Annotated in this window: 16 protein-coding genes; 11 read left to right on the top strand and 5 right to left on the bottom strand. The window is 55.9% G+C overall.

Features of this window, described 5'->3' with window-relative positions:
* Window positions 1–145 precede the first annotated feature (145 nt).
* Window positions 146–553, top strand: coding sequence for a VOC family protein (locus tag BLU63_RS20920; RefSeq protein ID WP_083376083.1), 408 nt, complete (start codon window positions 146–148; stop codon window positions 551–553).
* Here BLU63_RS20920 and BLU63_RS20915 read toward each other — a convergent pair.
* Genes BLU63_RS20915 through BLU63_RS20905 form a run of 3 tightly spaced genes read right to left on the bottom strand, consistent with a single transcriptional unit; the run spans window position 550 to window position 3,344 of the window.
* On the bottom strand, window positions 550–1,329 hold the full coding sequence (locus BLU63_RS20915) for an SDR family oxidoreductase (protein ID WP_083376082.1): 780 nt from the start codon (window positions 1,327–1,329) through the stop codon (window positions 550–552). The two genes, BLU63_RS20920 and BLU63_RS20915, sit on opposite strands and share 4 nt — an antisense overlap.
* Before the next feature lie 24 nt (window positions 1,330–1,353).
* A complete protein-coding gene (locus BLU63_RS20910) occupies window positions 1,354–2,385 on the bottom strand; it encodes an oxygenase (RefSeq protein ID WP_083376081.1) in 1,032 nt (343 codons plus the stop codon).
* Window positions 2,386–2,402: 17 nt separating this feature from the next.
* The gene (locus BLU63_RS20905) at window positions 2,403–3,344 is read right to left on the bottom strand and encodes a Rieske 2Fe-2S domain-containing protein (protein WP_083376080.1); all 942 of its coding nucleotides are present in this window, start codon (window positions 3,342–3,344) and stop codon (window positions 2,403–2,405) included.
* A gap of 321 nt (window positions 3,345–3,665) precedes the next feature.
* Here BLU63_RS20905 and BLU63_RS20900 point away from each other — a divergent pair, with 321 nt between their 5' ends.
* The 3 genes from BLU63_RS20900 to BLU63_RS20890 are packed head-to-tail and all read left to right on the top strand — an operon-like array spanning window position 3,666 to window position 6,838.
* Window positions 3,666–4,145 (top strand): MarR family winged helix-turn-helix transcriptional regulator, encoded by a 480-nt coding sequence (locus BLU63_RS20900; RefSeq protein ID WP_083376079.1) that lies wholly within the window; start codon window positions 3,666–3,668, stop codon window positions 4,143–4,145.
* Window positions 4,138–5,319, top strand: coding sequence for an HlyD family secretion protein (locus tag BLU63_RS20895; RefSeq protein ID WP_083376078.1), 1,182 nt, complete (start codon window positions 4,138–4,140; stop codon window positions 5,317–5,319). The genes BLU63_RS20900 and BLU63_RS20895 overlap by 8 nt, the downstream gene beginning before the upstream one ends.
* Window positions 5,312–6,838: a DHA2 family efflux MFS transporter permease subunit gene (locus tag BLU63_RS20890; RefSeq protein ID WP_083376077.1), complete on the top strand. Its 1,527-nt coding sequence runs from the start codon at window positions 5,312–5,314 to the stop codon at window positions 6,836–6,838. The genes BLU63_RS20895 and BLU63_RS20890 overlap by 8 nt, the downstream gene beginning before the upstream one ends.
* A 6-nt stretch (window positions 6,839–6,844) precedes the next feature.
* Here the strand turns inward: BLU63_RS20890 and BLU63_RS33990 are convergent, their stop codons facing one another.
* Window positions 6,845–8,497, bottom strand: coding sequence for a methyl-accepting chemotaxis protein (locus tag BLU63_RS33990; protein ID WP_083376076.1), 1,653 nt, complete (start codon window positions 8,495–8,497; stop codon window positions 6,845–6,847).
* 652 nt (window positions 8,498–9,149) lie between these two features.
* On the opposite strand from BLU63_RS33990, the gene BLU63_RS20880 reads away from it, so the two are divergent.
* The 7 genes from BLU63_RS20880 (at window position 9,150) to BLU63_RS20845 (ending at window position 18,791) form a co-directional block, all read left to right on the top strand.
* The gene (locus BLU63_RS20880; RefSeq protein ID WP_154501346.1) at window positions 9,150–9,962 is read left to right on the top strand and encodes a DUF7014 domain-containing protein; all 813 of its coding nucleotides are present in this window, start codon (window positions 9,150–9,152) and stop codon (window positions 9,960–9,962) included.
* Window positions 9,963–9,991: 29 nt separating this feature from the next.
* Entirely contained in the window at window positions 9,992–11,704 is a 1,713-nt protein-coding gene (locus BLU63_RS20875; protein WP_083376074.1) for a hypothetical protein, read from the top strand.
* 384 nt (window positions 11,705–12,088) lie between these two features.
* Entirely contained in the window at window positions 12,089–13,876 is a 1,788-nt protein-coding gene (locus tag BLU63_RS20870) for an ATP-dependent nuclease (protein ID WP_083376073.1), read from the top strand.
* A complete protein-coding gene (locus BLU63_RS20865) occupies window positions 13,873–15,144 on the top strand; it encodes an ATP-binding domain-containing protein (protein WP_083376072.1) in 1,272 nt (423 codons plus the stop codon). The genes BLU63_RS20870 and BLU63_RS20865 overlap by 4 nt, the downstream gene beginning before the upstream one ends.
* 670 nt (window positions 15,145–15,814) lie before the next feature.
* Window positions 15,815–17,302, top strand: a complete 1,488-nt coding sequence (locus tag BLU63_RS20855) for a SulP family inorganic anion transporter (protein ID WP_083376071.1) — start codon at window positions 15,815–15,817, stop codon at window positions 17,300–17,302.
* A gap of 11 nt (window positions 17,303–17,313) precedes the next feature.
* Window positions 17,314–18,165: a universal stress protein gene (locus BLU63_RS20850; protein ID WP_083376070.1), complete on the top strand. Its 852-nt coding sequence runs from the start codon at window positions 17,314–17,316 to the stop codon at window positions 18,163–18,165.
* Window positions 18,166–18,257: 92 nt separating this feature from the next.
* Window positions 18,258–18,791, top strand: a complete 534-nt coding sequence (locus tag BLU63_RS20845; protein WP_083376069.1) for an NUDIX hydrolase — start codon at window positions 18,258–18,260, stop codon at window positions 18,789–18,791.
* Window positions 18,792–18,824: 33 nt separating this feature from the next.
* On the opposite strand, the gene tnpC is transcribed toward BLU63_RS20845, so the two are convergent.
* Window positions 18,825–20,360 (bottom strand): IS66 family transposase, encoded by a 1,536-nt coding sequence (tnpC, locus tag BLU63_RS20840; protein WP_083376068.1) that lies wholly within the window; start codon window positions 20,358–20,360, stop codon window positions 18,825–18,827.
* Window positions 20,361–20,409: the final 49 nt, after the last annotated feature.

Below are 20,409 nucleotides of genomic sequence, written 5' to 3'. Positions count from 1 at the left end.
AACGAATCCATGGCGTTACCCTAAGTCATCAAAGCGAAATTCCATAGATAGATTAGTATTCCGAATATAGAATCATAAACATGAATATGAACAACAAATAACAATTCGTCTAAATATCACTAAAAAGCCGATCAGGGGAGTTGCGATGATTCTGCGCATGGACCACTTCACCATCGTCTCCGACCAACTGGAGGCGACACGGGATTTCTATATTGGAATACTGGGGTTGGTGGAGGGGCCGCGCCCGCCTTTCCCGGTTCCCGGATTCTGGCTGTACGCCGAGGGTCAGCCCGTTCTGCATGTGGTGGGCGTATCACAAATGCCGGAGCCGCGACGTGGCGTGCTCGACCATATGGCCTTTCACGCCCGGGGCTTGCAGAGGATGTGGACGCACCTAGATGAGCTCGGCGTGCGCTTCAAGGTGATCCGTGCTCCCGGCGCCGAGCGCACGTGGCAGCTGTTCATGCAGGACCCCAATGGGGTTGAAGTAGAGCTGGACTTCGACGCCAGCGAAGTACCGCCCGCCGATTGGAAAGATCGCCGGGGCGGCTAAATCAATCCGGCGTAACTGCCGCCGTCGATCTGCAGATTTTGCCCGGTGATGTAGCCAGCCTGTGCCGAACAGAGGAATGCGCAGGCGGCGGCCAATTCGCTCGGCTGGCCAAATCGTCGTGCGGCGATCGGCTTGAGCATTTCCACCCGCGCCTCTTCAACACTGAGCTGACGATGCTTGGCCAACTGTTCGGTCATGAAGCGCAGGCGATCGGTTTCAATACGTTCCGGCAGCAGATTGTTGATGGTCACATTGTCCCGCGCCACCTCGACCGACAGGGCTTTGCAAAACGCAGTCAGCCCCGCACGCGCCGCCGTGGACAAACCCAAGGGCAAGCGTGGCGACTTGACCATCGCCGAGGTGATATTGACGATGCGGCCAAAACCTCGCGCACGCATACCGCCGACCACCGCCTGAATCAGCAGGATGCCCGAGAGCATGTTGGCCTCAATCGCGGCCAGCCAGGCCGCGTGATCCCAATCCTCCAGGCGACCAGGCGCGGGTCCACCGTTGTTGGTCACCAGAATGTCGACTACCGGGCACGCGGCCAACAATGTCGCCCGCCCGGCAGAGGTGGAAAGATCCGCCACTACCGTGCGGGGCAGCCGGCCAGTGTGGAGAAAAATTTCCTGCGCGGTTTGCGCCAGGGCATCGGCATCGCGGCCGTTGATCAGGACCTCGCAACCCTCTTGCGCCAATGCCAGCGCACAGGCTTTGCCAAGCCCTCGTGAGGACGCGCATACCACCGCCATGCGCCCGCCAATGCCCAGATCCATAGCCGTACTCCTTGTGTGATGCCGTCAATCGTTCATGCCCAACAAGGCACTGATATCGCGCCCGGGTTCAGCGTCGCTGCCGTAGACGAATTGGCCGGTGCGCTGGCGCTCGACCAATTGCTCCATCTGGTAGCGATAACGAGTTCCCGGGGTATCGAAACGTGAATGCAGGTCACGTCGCTCATCGGTCTCGAAATAGCGCTGATTCTGTGGACGCACCACCGAGTTGTCCTGGGGCTGGATGATGTAGTTGATGCGCGGCATCACGTAGCGAAACGGGGACGGCGCTGCGGTGGTATTGAAAGTGACGTCACAGCGCGAGCGATGCTTGCCCACCGGCGAGAACGGTTGCAGGTTAGGCACGTCATAACCGGGACGAAATCGCGGGTAGGAGATGCATACATTACTGCGCAAATGGATGTGCAACACCGCGCGAAAATCCTGGTATTTGGCGCGCACTCCGCCCACCCAACGCATGATCGGTGCCACTGATTTTTGTGCGACGGTGCGGGTGCGGGTCACCGTTTCAGAGGTCCATTGCACCTCGACCTCATCCGACTCACTGATGCCGTCGCCGATGGTATTGGCGTGCAGGAAATCGGCGTGGGTCAGGTCAATCAGGTTTTCGACCGAGAGCGCCGAAGTTGCATCAAACCGCACGGTACGCTGGGTGTAGCCGGGAAGGCTGCCGTCTCGCGGTAGAAACGGGATGTGCGGCAGCAACAGCGCATCGGCAGCCTCCGGATTGCCGTACCAGACCCAGATATAGCCGTAGCGTTCCACCAGCGGATAAAACCCGCTGCCGCCGGTGAATTCCGTAAGCACGCGCGTATTTTCACGCAGGCGATAGGGATGAAATTCGGCAGCTATCGGCCGCCCGTTCTCCCGCCACAGGTAATAGGGCTGGGCATGAATGATCCGGCGGATTGGCTGTGCACTAAGGTCACGACTGTGGGATACCGGAAACCAGGTGTCACGCAGGTCGTAGTTGATCGGTGTCCAGTCACCCCGCACTTTGCGCGACGGAGTTTCGGTAGAGTAAGGCACGGCATGCATAGTTAGTTCTCCTGTGCTCAGACGACCGCGCTTGCGGGAATCAAATGCGGCTGGCGCAAGGCTCGCAGGTCGCGGGATGGGGCTTGCAGCAGGGCCGCGACGGCTACGCCGTCAATCAGGTTTTTCACCTGGAACGGCGCCTGTTTGCGCGCGCGGGCAAAACGCCAACGCAACGGTGCACGGGCCGGCACCTGCTCATGCACAAAACCACGCCAGCATAGGCTGGTGGTGCCACGGCGGTTAGCCCCGGTTGCGATCACCAGGGTAATGAGCGGCAACTCTTCTTCGTTGAGCAAATCCACCCGAATACTGCCGCCGCTCAGGGGTACGGCGGTGCGCACAATCAAAGGGTAATCCACTACAAACTGCGACGGCAGAAATTGTGTGGACCATACCGCGCCGCGCTCCAACACTACGCGCCCCTGCTCGCTGCGCAGATCGCCAAGGAAGAAATCGGTGAACCGCACATGGGTAAAGCCGAGCAAGCATTCCGGGCCGTCGAGCATCGCCGCCAGATACTGATCGTGACTCATGTTGACGATGGTGGAACCGGTAAATTCGCGACCGCTTGGCTGGTAATCGTTGCTGGGCAGCTCCCCTTGCGGTGCGCCCTCTCCCAACCACACATGGACGAAACCATTGGCTTCGCTCACTTGGAAAGCCCGTGCGGCATAACGCGGCGGCACGCGTTCATCATCGTGCAGGTTGGGAATTTTTGTACAACCGCCACTGGCACCATCAAAGGTCCAGCCGTGGTAACCACATTGCAAACCAGACTCGACCACTCGTCCCAGCGCCAACGGCACACGCCGATGTGGACAACGGTCTTCCAGAGCAAACGCCTGCCCGGCTGCGTTGCGGAACAGGACCAGTTCCTCGCCACCAAAGGCCACGGCCAATGGCTTTTGATCATTCACAGCCTCGGAAAGCGCCATGGCCCACCAGCCAGGGGTTGTCATCGGTTTGCCTCATTGTTGTTGTGTTTTTTGGGCAGTTGTTTGTCATGCAAGCAACGCCAACGGTAGCGCCACAACGCTGTGATGGCAACCATAAAATAAACAGTTAAACATTTTATGTTCATCATCGCAGAACCGTATTAACAGCCCAGAAAACACTCAAAACGCTACAAACAAATGAATATGGAGCCAGATAAATCAATTTACCCACATAAATATGAACATTATTTAATTTTATGCACATTTATTTCTTGAAAAGGTTCGACAGAAAACCTATAAGCCTGATCACCATGAGCATGCTCATTTACTTCAGGTGCGCTGACGATGACCCAATCCACCCTCGGTTTTGTCCTCCATGACGTTGCCCGCTTGATGCGTAAACGCTTCGAACAATGGGCCCGCGCAGCCGGACTCACGCGCTCTCAATGGCAAGTTCTGGCGAAACTGTCCACGCATGAGGGCATTCATCAGAAAGGCCTGGCCGACTTGCTGGAAATCGAGTCGGTCACGCTGGTGCGCTTGCTGGACAAAATGCAGGAGCGCGGTTTGATCGAACGTCGCAACCACCCCACCGACCGCCGTTTTTCCTTGTTATTTCTCACCCCGCAAGCCCACCCGCTGCTGCAATTCATGCGCACCATTGGCGAGCAGACCCGAGTGGAAACCATGGCCGATTTTTCCTCTCAGGAGCACGATCAATTGCTGCAGTACCTCGACCGCATGCGTGAACATTTGCTGACGGCTTGCTGTCAGCCGGTGGATGAGTTCGCTGACCTCGAGGCGGGCGAGGTGACCCATGGCTGAGTCCACAGTGCAGCGCCATGCGGTACGGGCAGAAACCCGACCACTCGACCCACTGGCGAAACCCGAAGCACAGACGCCTGAAGCTCCAGCTCTTGATCGTCATGGGCCAGAAACCTCCGGCGCGGCACGGCAACGCTGGCGCGTCGGCCTGTTTTTGCTGGCGCCGATCATCGTCGTGGCCTGTGGCGCCTGGTATGTGTTGGGTGGCCAAGTGGTCAGTACCGACAACGCCTACGTTCAGGCCGAACGGGTGGGCGTTTCGACCGATGTGGCCGGGATCGTGGCGGCCATTGAGGTCAGCGACAACCAAGTCGTGAGCAAGGGCCAAGTGTTGTTTCGCTTGAAGCCAGAACCCTTTGAAATCGCCTTGGCCAGTGCCCGCGCGCAACTGGAAAGCGCGCGTAACCAGATCCTTTACCTCAAGGCCAGCTACAACCAGTCACTGGCCGAAATCGCCCAGGCTGAAGCACGCCTGCCCTACTACCAGACCAATCTTCAACGCCTGGAAAAGCTGGTCAGTGTTGCCGCCGTATCAAAAACAATCTACGACGATGCCCGTCAGGACCTCGACAATACCCGTCAACAGGTTGCGGTAGCCAAGGCCCTGGCTGCGACGGCTCTGGCCCAACTGGGTGGAAGGCTGGACAGGCCTCTGGAGCAACACCCCGCCTACCTGCAAGCACAATCGGCACTGAATGAGGCCGAACGTAACCTGCGCAACTCCGTGGTGACCGCTGCGTTCGACGGCGTAGTCACCAACGTTGACTCGTTACAAGTGGGCGCTTACCTGCAACCACCGCAATCGGGCTTCAGTCTGGTATCCAGCGAACACTTATGGGTTGCCACCTCGCCAAAAGAAACCGAACTGACCCATGCTCATCCCGGCCAAGGTGCAACCATCGAAGTAGACACCTACCCCGGAGTCACGTGGCATGGCACCGTCGAAAGCATCAGCCCGGCGTCAAGCTCCAGCTTCTCGCTACTGCCGGCGCAGAACACAACCGGCAACTGGGTGAAGGTCGTGCAGCGTATTCCGGTGCGGATCCGGATTGACGACGCGGCGGGAAAACCTGCGTTGCGCCACGGCATGAGTGCCGTGGTAGAGATCGACACCGGCACCGCCCGCGGCCTGCCGAAACCATTGGCCGACTTGCTCGCCCGCCATCATGAGTGAAGTGACCGGGCCTCTGCCGCCTTCGCCGCTGCGCGTATTGATCACACTTTGCGTGGTGCTGGCAGTGGTGATGCAAGCCCTGGACACCACCATCGCCAACGTCGCCCTGCCCTATATGCAAGGCAGCGTGTCGGCCAGTGCCGATCAGATTAACTGGGTGCTGACCTCCTACATCGTCGCCACCGCCATCATGACCCCGCCTTCGGCATTCCTGGCCAGACGCTTTGGTCGCAAGCGCGTCTTGCTGTGGTCGATCTTTGGTTTTGTACTGGCGTCAGTGCTCTGCGGCGTCGCCCGTTCCCTGGAGGAGATCATCCTGTTTCGTCTGCTGCAGGGGCTGGCCGGTGCGGCGTTAGTGCCGCTGTCGCAAGGCATACTGCTGGACATTTACCCGCTCAAAGACCGAGGCGCGGCAGTGGCCTTGTTCGGAGTATCGGTCATGGTCGGTCCCGTGCTGGGTCCGATGCTCGGCGGCTGGCTGACGGAACATCTCAGCTGGCGTTGGGTGTTCTTCATCAACTTGCCTATCGGGTTGCTCGCCTTTATTGGCATGATGCGTTTCATCCAGGAAACCCCGGTCGACAAAACCGCACGCCTGGACTGGCTGGGCTTTGGTTCTCTCAGCGTGGCTATCCTGTCGTTTCAATTGTTTCTCGACCGCGGGGAACAACTGGGCTGGTTCGACTCAGGGGAAATAATCCTGGAGGCGCTGGTGGCCGCCATCGCTTCGTACATTTTCATCGTCCACACGTTTACCCACGACAAGCCCTTTATCAGCTTGAAACTGTTCAAGGACCGCAATTACTCGGTGTCTGTCGTGTTTATCTTCATCATCGGCATTACGTATCTGGCGTCACTGGCATTGATGACACCCTACCTGCAAACCTTGATGGGCTACCCGGTGCTCACCGCCGGACTGGTGATGGGTCCGCGGGGCCTGGGTACGATGCTCAGCATGTTCCTGGCCGGGAAAATCATGGGCAAGATGGATATCCGCTGGATCTTGTTTTGCGGCCTGGCGCTGTCTGCCTGGTCGATGTACATGATGACCGGCTGGACCCCGGCAGTGTCCATCGACACCATCATCTACGTCGGCTTTATCCAGGGCGCGAGCCTCGGCCTGTTATTCGTTCCCCTGACCACCATTGCCTTCACCACCTTGCCCCCACAATTGCGCGGCGAAGCCACCGGCCTCTACAACCTTTCACGCAATGTTGGCTCCAGCGTCGGCATCTCGATAGTGACGGTACTGCTGGCGCAAAACACCCAAATCAACCATGCCGAAATCGGTGCCTATGTGACGCCGTTCAACCACCTGCTCAATGTCTGGCCCGCCAGCAGCCAGCTCAATCCAGCAAGCGCCGCCGGCCGCGCAGCGCTCGACAGCATGGTCACCGTACAGGCCAGTTGGGTCGCTTATCTGGATGACTTCAAGCTCTTGATGCTGTTGTCCATCGCGATCATGCCGCTGTTGCTGATCTTCAGAACGCCGAAGCTTCAAGCCAGCAAACCCTCATAATCGCCGTCAGACTTCGAAGCGAAAACGTCCCACCGCCAGATTCAGCTCATCGGACAGCTCGCGCAAAGACACCACGGCGCCGGACACCTGATGGGTGATTGCATCGCCCTCGCCGGCCATCCGCGCAATGTGCTCGACGTTGGCGACGATGCCCCGCCCGCCTTCGCTTTGCACGCTCACCGCATCGGCAATTCTGTCCACCCCGCGCGTTGAGTCGCCGACCAGTTCCGTCGCCTGTTGCAGGGTACTTTCCAATTCACTCAGCAGCCGGCCGCTGTCGTCCAATGCCACCGTACCGGCACGCAGGGCTTCGTCAACAACCCCGGACTGACTCTCCAATTTCACCGTCAACTGGTTGATCGAGTTTGCTGCCAGCGCAGAGCGTTGCGCCAGGTTGCGCACCTCGTCGGCGACCACGCTGAAGCCGCGCCCGCTCTCGCCGGCCCGCGCCGCCTCGATCGCTGCGTTGAGCGCCAACATGCTGGTCTGCGCGGAGAGGTCCTTGACCTGGCCGATGCTGGCGGTGATCGCCGTAGTGCTCTCGACGAAATCGCCCACCGAGCCGCGGATAGCCGAGAATGCATGCCGCACGCTGTCGATTTTCTCGAGCAGTCGCGCGAGCGCCAAATGCCCGTCCTGCGCACCGCGCAAGCTGGCTTCGGCGCAACTGCGCAGGCTCTCGGCATGACTGGAGATAGCCGCAATCCCGTCGCTCATCTTCTCAATGGTCGTCGACACTGCGCCCACCGCACCGGCCTGTGCCGTAGAGCTTTGCGCCACACGCGCCGAAGCGCCCACTAACTCCTCCGCGGAAAAGCCGACCGATGCCGCGACGCCAGCCACCTTGCGCATGGCCTGCTGGAAGCTATCAATGAGTTCGTTGAATGCCAGCGCAGTGTGACCAACCTCATCTCGCCCCATGACCCGCACCCGTCGGGTCAGATCGCCATCGCGCATGTCGATCGACGCTTGCTCGATTTCCCGGATGGGCCGAATGATCTGCGCACGCAACAGTAGACTCACCAACACCGCCAGTACGCTGCCACCCAGCAAGACCACAACGAGCATCCGTGAGACCTGCCGTTGGGTGGCGCCCGCCTCGGCGAATGCCCCGGAGGTCAGCTCCGCCTGCAGGCCCAACAGACGGTTGAATTGACCTTGTAGACCATTGTTGTCAGCGCGTACCCGCCCCAACAGCGATGCCGCCTGGATCTGGTCATTTATGGCAGTGCGCTTGAAATCGGCAAGGCCCTCACCGACTACGGCGGCCTGTTCCTGTACGGCTTGGTAGAGCGCTTTCTCCTCGTCACCCAAACGGGTTTCAAGGGCTACCTTGTCTAGCCCTGCGCGCATGTCGTCGACACTGGCCTGCATATCTTCAAGATACGACTCAAGGTCCTCCGCGGACGCTCGCCCATTAGATTCGAGGATGCGTGCGCCGGCGGCATAAGCGCCGACCATCGCTGCCTGCGATGCCGCAGCGGTTTCCAGTACTTGGCGGTACTGCTGAAAACGCAACTGGTCGATCTCCTCGATCACCGCTTGTTGCTTGGCCAGCCCGCGGTAGGCCAGCACCGAGACGACCAGTAGAGCGAGCACAAATAAACCGGGAAGCACAAGGAGCTTGGCGCCGATTGAGAAGCCTTTCAAGAATGACATCGTGGGTACCATTTTTGTTTTTATAGGGCATGAATGGGCAGGCGACTCACCCTGCATAATTCTTTATACAGTATTTGATTCTGCTGTAAGAATTTTTAATCAATAATTCCCCGCCAAGGTTTCTTGGTATTTTTTATGAAATTGAGAACGCCAGTCCCGCTATCAGGTACCGAGGCTTCGTTGGAGCACAATGGCTACATGGAAGGCGCACTGGATGCAGCTCAGGTGGTGATTAACAGCCTGCATCAGATTGAAGACAGGAACTGGTGAGCTAGTTGGCGACGCCTAAAAACCATGCTCGACGTGTCGCTTCTGAGGCTTTAGAAGCCCTTCGTGAAAGGCGGTGATCAGTCAAAAACAGATGCTTTCTGTTCCCTCCCCATATGGCTGGAAAATGATCTAAAGATGATGAGACGTCACCGACAGACCGCTGGACCTCCTTTCGGCCTACTTCGGAAAAAAACAAGCCAACGGTTGACGACGATGAGCAGGTGATGGCCATACGACAGCCTTAGTGTCTATGATTCCATAATTTGAGCGGCCTCGAGGTGTCGTAGTGATAGGGAATATCTTCAGCGTTTTTTCTCGACGAAGGGAAAACCAGATTAAGCCGAAAAAACAGCTCACTCAGCAGTTCCGGCAAAGGACGTTCATGCTCATTCGGGACGTTGGTCCGGGCATGGTCGAAACCCTAGAGTTTCTTCATGACCGGCTTTCCTACCTGCTCGGACGCCAAAAACTCTCTGAAAAGAACAATCTTTCCTACGCCGATGACGCTTTCGAGTTTCTGCATACCTGCAGCGACCCCCACTTCCTTGATGCCATTGAATACCTAGTCCATAAGGAAGGATGGCATTACTTAGGCGGTCACCACGAGCCAGTGATTGATCGTTTGAACGAATTTTTGAGCATTGATGATCTTCCCTACTTCGTTACCAAACCGGTATGGGAAACCCGGGAACAAATGTACCGAGGCGCCCTTACGCAGTTCACCGGAATCCGTGAACAGGCGAAGGTCATTCCAAAGGAAAGCCAAGCTATACACGAGACGGCTATCGAGCCCGCTCTGAAGCTATTGCGTCAGCCTGCATTCCTCAATGCGAACTCCGAATTCATGGCAGCTCTGGAAGACTTTCGGCATGGAAAATTCGGCGACTGCGTCACCAAGTGCAACAGCAGCTACGAAAGCGTCATGAAGGTGATCTGCGGACAGAAAGGCTTCGGGTATGCCCAAGGAGACACAACCTCAAAACTCATTCGAACCATCATGCAGAAAACTGAGATGGATACCTTCTGGGAGCAGCCACTGATGACCGTCGGCACGCTTCGCAACAAACTGAGCACTTCGCATGGTGCGGGTGAGGTGCAGAAGGTAGTGCCCGAGCACGTGGCGAAGTACACGCTGAATATGACGGCATCTGCGATCATTTTTTTGCACGATCAGGCTTACCGGGCCAACCCCTGAACTCTTCAATTAGGCTTGCGGGAGTGGAAATGCGTCGTTTCGATACCAAACCTCTGATTGCATTGGCGACGGCTCCAGAGGACCAAGGTGACCCTTGGTACAACAGTGCCGAGCAAGCTGTGCAGTACATGACAGCAAATTCGGAATCAGACGAGATTGTGATTTACGTTAGCGCCCCTTTCCTTCTCATCGTCGGGGCACTCGCACCGACCGCTAATGTCACTCCCCCCGATGGGGACGCGCTTCAAAATCTCTCACTGTTTACCGATGTTACCTGGTGCATCCAGAGGTCCTGGTGTTCCGCGGAAGGACATCGTGTCTACATTGAGGCACCCTTTCCAGAGGACAGCGGGTCTGCTTTAGCAGGCGGTGAACCTCTGGTCATTCGGCGACGTCTTGAGGGGGTTCATACCGGGCCAACACCGATCGAAATTAGCCAAAAGCTCGTACATTGCCTCGACATTCATTATGTGAATGAACGAAAGGCATATTGCCGCCTGAATGATAATGGCGACATCGAAGATGTCATCAGAATCCTGACTCTCCAAATTCCCGACCAGGTGGAGGACCGGGAAGTTGTCACGATCCTTCGTAAGGACTTGGACAATTACATGGCCCTAGCAGACATGGCGTTGGTCATGAAATTTGATTTTACTCGTTACGTGACGGGTAGTTTCAACGGCTGGCAGGGCGCTACTCGATACAACCGAGACGAGCCAGACCTGTTTTACCATGGTGGATCGACCGGGAAGGCGAGCTTCGCGCATGGAGCCATGGTGGTTAGGACTAAGGCCACGGTTGAAGAACAAGAAGAGGCGTGGCGCAAAGATTTCGACGGTGATCCAGATCGTGAGTACGTGGTCTTCAAAATCTATGACCGTAAGAATGACCTCCAGGTCGAGGCCTCTTGCAGCCCCGAGCACATCGTCAGCTATTTTGAGGACAGCGATCTTCCCTGGCAGATATCTCCCGCTTTTTTCAGGGTTGAGGTTCTTAATCGCTTCAAGGGCGATCCTGAGAAGTACACGCTAGAAGACCGGAGCATTTCGTGCAGAGGGACTTGGTACCTTAAATCTTACGATATAAATGAGGCCGGCCAGGTTCATGCGTACATCTGGGATCTATCGAAGCTCCCTTACGATGAACAACTGTACTGGAAAGCCTTCAACGAATGGCCTAAGGCTCCCATCTCCGAGCGGGCGCATCGAACGGACATCGAGGGCGACTGGTACACCGAATATCACCCATTGGATGCACTCAAGCACAAGATCCGAACACTCGACAAGAAAAAGCCTGCCTGGTGGAACCCTCGCGGTGAGGAACTGATCGATAGCGTACTTGCTCCAGCCACAGACTCGCCTAAGGAATGGGGTGACGAAATCATGGCTCTCGATCAATGTCTGTTAGAAGGCTTTCTCGACAAGCCCCTGCGCAAGGTGGCTGAAACTAAAGGCCGCGTCCTGGAGCCAACCTGGCGCTCGCTCAAGTTGTTGTACGAAATTCTTGTGGGAAGCTCAATCAGCGCAGAGGACGCTAAGCAAATCTTGGCGCCGATGAGAAAGCTCCATGAGCTTCGTAATGAGATCCGGGGACATGCAACCAACGAAAAGAAAGCTGTCGCTATTCGGGAAGCCCGCACCACCCATGGAAATTTCCGCACCCACTTCTTCCACCTGGCCGAAGGTTGTGACCATACCCTTGTTGCTGTGTTAAGAGCTCTCGAAATTGATATCGACGAATGAGCAAGGGAATAGTCTCAACAGCTCGCGCCAGCTAGCTGTTGAGGGAAGTCACTAGCAATCCACTACGCTATCCGTTTAGCTGTTGTGAGCATTCAGAAAGAGTCGGCCTAGCAGTGTCGTAAAGCGACTTCAGCCACCACAATGCTGGTGTGTGCTATCACAAACACAGATAACGCTCCTGCGAAAAGACTCATGGTCTGCGCCAGCTCAGGTTTGGACTGAACGTCGCTCTTGCCGCGCACAACGCTTTTTCCTATTCCAAATGATGGAGAAATCATACGGCGCAAACAGCGGGTGGCAAGGGAAGCAATCTAGACTCATACGTGCTGAAGATGATGCTCACCCTAATTCGGTAATCAGGCCCGCCCAAAAAAAGGATTTTGAATGAAAGTCGCAGTATTGGAGATCCAAAACTTCCGTGGAATTCGTCAAGGCAGGATTCAGTTTAAGCAACATCCTGTCCTAATTGGAGCGAACAATACCGGCAAAACCACTGTCATCGAAGCTTTGACATTGCTATTCGGGCGCGAGCGTATGGTGCGAGAGTTAACGGAGCATGATTTCTACGGATCGGATCCACAGCCGGCAGACCGAATTAAACTCGTAGGGACTGTCACCGGTTTTGCATCTCAGGACCCAGTTGACCACATGGAGTGGTTCCGAGACGGTCGAGGGGTCCCGAAATGGCTTGACGAAAGCACTGGCGAAGTGAGCCCAGTACGAACTGCACGAGCAACGCAGTTGTGCTGCCAGATCGGCGCACAAGCCTATTTTGATCAAGATTCGCTTTCGGTTGAGATGGTCAGATACTTTCATGACCATGATCATCCAATAGATCCATTTGCAGACGATGCTCCGGTCGGGGTGCCCTCGAAACTCATCAAGGAGATGGGGTTTTACCTTGTTAGGGCTAGTCGAACTTGGGACAAGGTATTTTCTTGGGGAAGTGAACTATTCCGGCGCACACTGCAGGCAGCTGCTGCGCAGCCTTCATCTGCAATAATCGCGGAGAGGGATCGCCTTAGAAGACCAGGATCGCCCATCGAAGAAGATGAGCAGATTAGCGCGTTGATCAGTAACGTAAATACTGAACTCTCGAAATGCATACCCAACGCACCTGCAGTACAGCTAAGGGTCACCAGCACTGATAGCCGTTCGTTGCTGGATTCGGTGGCAGCACACTTTGCAGTTGGAGATGGCTTGGGTGTTCCCGCAGCCAGGCAAGGAAGTGGTTTGATATCGCTGCAAGGCCTACTCTTGCTACTGGAACTAGGCAGAGGTCGGGCAGAAGCTGGCGAAGGGTTTTTGATGGCTCTGGAGGAGCCTGAGCTGCACCTCCCGCCTGCAGGCCAGCAACAGCTTGTCCAACGAGTGCAGGCTTTATCTACTCAAACGTTCATCACCACCCACTCACCAATGATTGCAGCGGTGTCCGATCCGACATCTGTCTTGATTCTACGAAACGAAAATGGCCAGCTGTCGGCGCTACCGTTTTTGCCTGAGCGGCTACCGCCGCAAGCGCAAAATTGGCAGCGCAGATTCTTTCAGCAAAGCCGTGTAGACGTGCTCTCTGCGCTCATGCATCCGTGCGTCCTGGTTCCTGAGGGACGCGCAGATTTCCAACTTTTGAAGACAGTGCTTCGCCCTCTGATGCTGACGGAAGGTTGGTCCTCCAGCATGGATGCTATGTTCGGTCTGCAGGTTGGCGTGGTACCTACCGAGGACGCAAAAGTAGTCGAAATCTATGAGCTATTGTCTCGCTCGCACAATCGTGTCTGCTGCCTAGTAGACGGGGACGGCGACGGCCAACGATATACAGTAGGTTTGCAGGCAAGTGCGTCCCCTCCGCCAGTAATAATTCGGTGGAAAGAGAACGAGATGATCGAGGACGTCATCGGCTGGATTCTGCGAGCCGATGACGAACATATTCTTTTGGCTCTACGCGACATCCCCAACGAGCCGCCGGCCGATGTTGACGATATTGTGGCTCACTTGAAACTCAAGAAAATGGACGTGATCTGCTACGAAGCGGTGGCGGACGCGATCGTAAACTCTGAGCTATGTCGAAGGAGAGCTTCCGACCTATTTAGTGCTTTAGCACATACCTGTTCTGCTGTCCCTAATCAGCATTTTGCCAGAGCCGCCGATGGTGCGTGGGTGTTCCACGAATGAACATAAGATCATTTTCAGGAGCCGCCGGCTGTGGAAAGACGTACCAGCTAATGGCTACGCTTTCCGCACATTTGGAAGATCGGCCGTTGCAAGACGGCCAGAAAGTCCTTGCCCTCACATTCATGCATGGGTCTAGGCGACGTCTTGATGACCGACTCGCAGGAATTGCCAGACTCAATTGCCGCTATGACTGCACTACGCTTGATAGCTTCGCCTGGCGGATTGTTTGTAGGTGGAGAGCTCTACTAGCCCATCTGGGGGAGGAGTTTCCAGATGTAGGAGCCTATGAACGAGTCTGCGAATTAGCGTCGACTCTGATCGCACGAGACGAAGTTGCTCGCTGGGTAGCAGCGACGTTTCCGGTGGTTGTGGTGGACGAAGCACAGGATCTAACGCCGAGCCGTCTAGCCATCGTCCAAAGTCTAGCGCCGCACGTAGCGCTGCTTGTTGCATCGGACGAATTTCAGTGTCTTGTGGAAGAGTTGCGCCCGAATGCGGCGTGCGAATGGCTTGCAGCTGTGGGGAATGAAGTGGTGTTGGAGCAGGCGCAGCGAACAAACGACCGGTACCTGCTCGCAGCCGCCAGAGCGGTTCGATCCGGGCAGGCTCCGTTAAGCGCGGGCAATTTCAAAGTGGTAGCCACTCCGAATGCGGGAATGGCAGGTACTTGGATTTCTAACGCTATCTGCTGGAATAGAGCGGGAAACAGAGTCGCTATCATAACCCCGACAATGGGTACGTTTGCTAATCAAGTTCGCCAATGGGTGGAGTCTCGGACGACTAGCAGACAGAATGGTCCCCACCGTGTGAGCTTAGAACAACCAGAATCAGTACGTTCTAGAGCGCTTATCGATACGCTCGCTTTACCTGCCCAAGCTAGCTTGGCCGAAGCCAGAGCATTGATTGCAGATCAACCTCGTAGTATCAAACTAGACTTCATAAACCTGCTTGATAGGCAGCGAAGGACCAAAGGTCAGGCGATTTTTTCACGTGAAGAGATGGAATCGGCGATTCTCCAGGTTTTCTCAAATCAACGACGGTTTGTTGGGAACGACGGGGCTGGGGTTCGCCTTTTGACCATTCATGGCGCCAAAAATCGAGAATTTGATTTAGTCCTCGTCCTTTGGCCTGCGGCCATAAGTGGAGATGAGATGCAGAAGCGGCGATTGCTCTACAATGCGATCACACGCGCTAAGAGTCAGTGTTTGGTGTTAGTCCAGAGAGCCCAAGCAATGTCCCTACCGCCATTCACGTACCCAGCACAATAGTATCTTGAAGTCCTTGGCTTAATTGGACAGCCTTATGCTGACTTGGGATTGTCACTCATGAGCCTTAAACCAGTCGTCGATCATTCCTTTTAACCGATCACCGAAGAAGCTCGGGAAGTGACCGCCATCGGGAATACCTGGAACATTTTATGCTCCAGGCATATTTGCAACTAATCGGAAGTCGTAGCCAGCTGGCTTCGCATACCTACCAGTCTTCAGTTGAAGAGCAAAAAACGGGGCCAAATGGTAACCGTCTGGCCAACTCACCTCTCAGCACACAGACCAGCTCAGACAAGAACGGGTGGAAAACAAAGCCTTGCCCGCAGGTATACCCATTGAATAAGCCTGTATCTGACGTAGCTCATGCGGAGCTTGGCAGCGGGTCGCAATCGACGATGGCTTCATTGTATACTTCTGCTCCGCATACCCCTTGAGCTACAGGAACATCAGCATGACTGTACTCCAAACGATCTACTGGCAGCCTACGCCGCCTTAGCGCTACGCCCCCTCGCAACAACCTGCTTCCGCTAGCCTCGCTCGCGGGTGCGCACTGCTGTACGCCTGGTTATACGCCTTAAGCACACAGCAAAAAAATCCTCAAAATTTGAATTTGTATCGATTCGCTCGCCATTCCCTTGGCGTGCGCGATGCTTTGCCTTGGATATTTTCTATGCTGCAAAAACTTAGACAAACGTGGTTTTCCAACGTCCGTGGAGATGTGCTCGCGGGGCTCGTAGTCGCACTTGCGCTGATCCCTGAAGCCATCGCCTTTTCCATCATCGCCGGCGTTGACCCAAAGGTCGGACTTTACGCCTCCTTCTGTATCTGTGCTGTTATTGCCTTTGTCGGCGGTCGTCCCGGCATGATCTCGGCGGCTACCGGCGCCATGGCACTTCTCATGGTCACTCTGGTTAAAGAGCACGGACTTCAGTATTTGCTGGCAGCCACGTTGCTCTGTGGGGTACTTCAAATCCTCGCGGGTTACCTGAAGCTAGGTTCGCTGATGCGCTTCGTCTCTCGCTCTGTGGTCACGGGTTTTGTGAACGCATTAGCGATTCTGATTTTTATGGCGCAGTTACCTGAATTGACCAACGTGACCTGGCACGTCTACGCGATGACCGCAGCGGGCCTTGGAATCATCTACCTGTTTCCGTATATACCTAAGATCGGCAAGCTGGTTCCCTCACCACTGGTGTGCATCCTGACCCTGACTGCCATCGCCATTTATCTGGGGCTAGATATCCGTACCGTGGGGGACATGGGCCAACTGCCGGATACGCTGCCGATTTTTCTGTGGCCTGAAGTGCCGCTGAACTTTGAAACCCTGCGCATCATCTTTCCTTACTCCGCTGCGCTGGCAGTTGTAGGCCTACTGGAGTCGATGATGACCGCGACCATCGTCGACGACCTGACCGATACCACCAGCAACAAAAACCGCGAGTGCAAAGGCCAGGGTGTGGCCAACATCGCTGCCGGCATGCTTGGCGGCATGGCAGGTTGCGCCATGATCGGCCAGTCGATCATCAACGTGAAATCTGGTGGCCGCACCCGTCTCTCGACATTGTGTGCCGGCGTTTTCCTGCTGCTGATGGTGGTATTTCTTGGCGAATGGCTCTCCAAAATCCCTATGGCGGCACTCGTGGCTGTGATGATTATGGTGTCCATCGGCACCTTTAGCTGGGATTCCTTGCGCAATCTGAAAGAGCATCCGCTGTCGACCAACCTCGTCATGGTGGCGACCGTCGTGGTCGTCGTGGCCACTCACAACCTAGCCTACGGCGTACTGGTAGGTGTGCTGCTGGCTTCGCTGTTCTTTGCCAATAAGGTTGGGCACTACCTGGATATCAAGAGCACTTTGGAAGAGACGGAATCGCATCGGACTTACCGCGTCGTGGGCCAGGTGTTCTTTAGCTCTGCGGACAAGTTCACTGAAGTTTTTGACTTCAAGGAAGCGCTCAACAAAGTCACCATCGATCTCACACAAGCGCATTTCTGGGATATCACCGCCGTCGCAGCGCTGGATAAGGTCGTGATCAAGTTCCGCCGTGAAGGCGCTGAGGTTGAAGTGCTCGGTCTCAATGAAGCCAGCACAACAATCGTTGACCGCTTCGGCGTGCATGACAAACCCGGTGCCATCGACAAGCTCATGAGCCACTAAGGAGAACGACAATGACCCACGTAATGGCATGCATTGATAACTCACAATCCTCATTGGCGGTCTGCGATTACGCAGCATGGGCCTCGCAACGACTCAGCGCTCCCCTGACCTTGCTCCATGTGCTGGATAGGGAAAAATATCCTGCATCCGCTGACCTCAGCGGCAATATCGGTCTCGGTAGCAGAGAACATCTACTGGAAGAGTTGGCCACGCTGGATGCGCAGCGTGCAAAACTGGCCTTGGAGCATGGGCAGCACATGCTTGAAAAAGCTCGCGAGCGAACAGTCATCTCTGGCGCCATGTCACCTGATCTGAAGCAGCGCCATGGCCATCTCGTCGAGAGCCTGAGCGATCTCCAAGACGATATTCGATTACTGGTGATTGGAAGAGTCGGTGAGGACAGCACGCGCAGTGCCCAAAGTCTTGGCAGCCAGATTGAAGCGGTAGTCCGAACAATCCACCGCCCCATCCTGATTACAACCAGCCATTTCAGGAAACCTGAAACGATCATGGTGGCATTTGACGGCAGCGCTACAGGCCACAAGACCGTACAGATGCTTGCTTCAAGCCCGCTGTGCGAAGACCTGCCAATTCATATCGTCATGGTTGGTACGGACTCTGAAGAAAACCAGAACGAGCTGGAGAAAGCACGAACCACACTTGCCTCTTCTGGCCCGCTAGTGCATGCCGAGATCCGCCCAGGCGAAGTAGAGTCGGTACTTCATGCGTATCAGGCAGAGCACGGCATTGACCTCTTGGTCATGGGGGCGTACGGGCACTCACGCATCAGGCAGTTTCTGGTAGGCAGCACGACCACGACGATGCTGCGAACATCCACTTTACCCGTATTGCTGCTTCGCTGAGCCAGTTCCACTGGCCACAGTATTTCCAGAACTGCGGAAATGCCGTGGCCACCCTGGACGATGACTAACTGATTTTGCCGTAACGAGACCACATGCAACTCATAACTGAAATTGTTCACCCCGAGCTGAAATCCAAACAGGGCAGAGTATTCCGTCGACATGCAGCACGCGGCATCGTGATGCGGGATGAACAGATCCTGTTGCTGTTCACCGAGCGCTATAACGACTTCAGCTTTCCTGGAGGCGGCCTTGATGGTGACGAGGACATTGTCACAGGCCTGAAGCGTGAGCTTGAGGAAGAGACTGGTGCTCGTGACATAAAGGTGCTCCAGCACTACGGTTACATTGAGGAGTACCGGCCCTACTGGGGGCCACAGTACGATCTGATGCACATGACCTCGCATTTTTATCAATGCGAAGTAGCGCCCCAGCTAGAGCCCGTGAGAATGGAAAGCCACGAAATCGCTAATGGTATGCGGCCTGTCTGGATCAACCTGCATGAAGCCATCACGCACAATGAAGCCGTTATGCAGCGTCACGAGTCTTCGATGGGGCAATCAATTCTGCGCGAAACCTATATGCTGAGAAAAGTCGCTTCCGAATTGTTGATACAAGTCAGCCTTTGAGCTGACTATTTGGCGAAGTCCACTTAGCCTGTCTCAGGCAAGCATCCAATGCTGCGGGAGTAATTGCGTGATTTCGCTCGCCCGCTGTGTCGGCAGCCGCATCAGCACATCCTTGAGATAGGTATACGGATCGTGCCCATTCATACGCGCCGACTGGATCAGGCTCATGATTGCCGCCGCCCTTTTTCCACTGCGCAGCGACCCGGCAAATAACCAGTTCGAGCGCCCAAGCGCCCACGGCCGGATCAAATTCTCGATCTGGTTATTGTCGATGGGTACAGCACCATCTTCCAAGTAGCGCGTCAGCGCTACCCAGCGTTTAAGGCTGTAATCCAGGGCCTTGGCCGTGGCCGAACCCTCGGGCACAAGTTCGCGTTGGGCCAACATCCACTCATGCAGTTTTTCAGCGATGGGCACCGCTGTTTCCTGACGTAATCGCCAGCGGTCTTCGTCGCTCATTTCCTTGGCGTGTCGCTCGACTTCATACAACCCGCCAATCGAGTGAAGCGCCTGCTCCGCCAACTGGCTTTTATTGGCTGCATGCAGGTCGAAGAATTTGCGGCGTGCATGGGCCATGCAGCCGATTTCGGTGATGCCCAGCTCGAAGCTGGCCTTGTAGCCGGCGAAGTCATCGCAGACCAGCTTACCGTTCCACGTGCCCAGGAAGTTACGCGCATGTTCGCCGGCACGGCTGGGGCTGAAGTCGTAGATTACGGCCTTGAGGGCCGAGAAAGGCGTGGTGCTATAGGCCCACACGTAAGCGCGGTGGGTTTTCTTTTCGCCTGGTGCGAGCATCTGAACCGGGGTCTCATCGGCGTGGATCACGCCCTGGGCCAACACATGCTCACGCAGCGCATCGACCAGAGGCTGGAGCTGCACACCGGTCTGTCCGACCCATTGCGCCAGTGTCGAACGGGCGATGGGCAGTCCGGCCCGACCAAAAATCTTCTCCTGCCGGTACAGCGGTAAATGGTCGGCGAACTTCGCCACCATCACGTGGGCCAACAGGCCTGCGGTCGGGATGCCCTTGTCGATCACTTGGGCCGGTACAGGCGCCTGGATCAGTGTTTCACACTGACGGCACGTCCATTTTCCACGCACATGCCGCTCAACGGTGAACACGCCCGGAGTGTAATCGAGCTTCTCGCTGACGTCTTCGCCGATTCGCTGAAGCTGGCAGCCGCACACGCACTGAGTATTCTCTGGTTCGTGACGGATCACGGTTCGCGGAAACTGCGGCGGCAGTGGTGCACGCTTGGGCTTATTACGTGGCTCGGCCGGTGCGGCCGGCGGATTGGCTGCCTTCAGCTCGGCTTCGATAGCTGCGATATCGGTATCGAGCAGATCATCGAGCAGACTGCCTTGGTCGGGGCTCAGTTGCTCGCTGCGCTTGGCGAACTTGTGTCGCTTGAGGATGGCGATTTCATGAGCCAGTTGCTCGTTGACCGTTTCGAGGCGTTGGATTTTCTGGCTCATGGAGTCGACCTGGGACAGCAACTGCATAGCCTGTTCGGCCAAGCCGCGCAGCTGTTCCGGTGTCATCTGGTCGAGATTGGGCGAGGAAGTCATGCCGCTGATTGTGTCAGAGCAGGTCGTCAACAGCGATAAACCGATGGGC

This window comes from Pseudomonas mandelii (assembly GCF_900106065.1).
Taxonomy (GTDB): domain Bacteria; phylum Pseudomonadota; class Gammaproteobacteria; order Pseudomonadales; family Pseudomonadaceae; genus Aquipseudomonas; species Aquipseudomonas mandelii.
The sequence above is the reverse complement of the archived record's forward strand: the minus strand, read 5'-3'. Positions and strand labels throughout refer to the sequence as shown.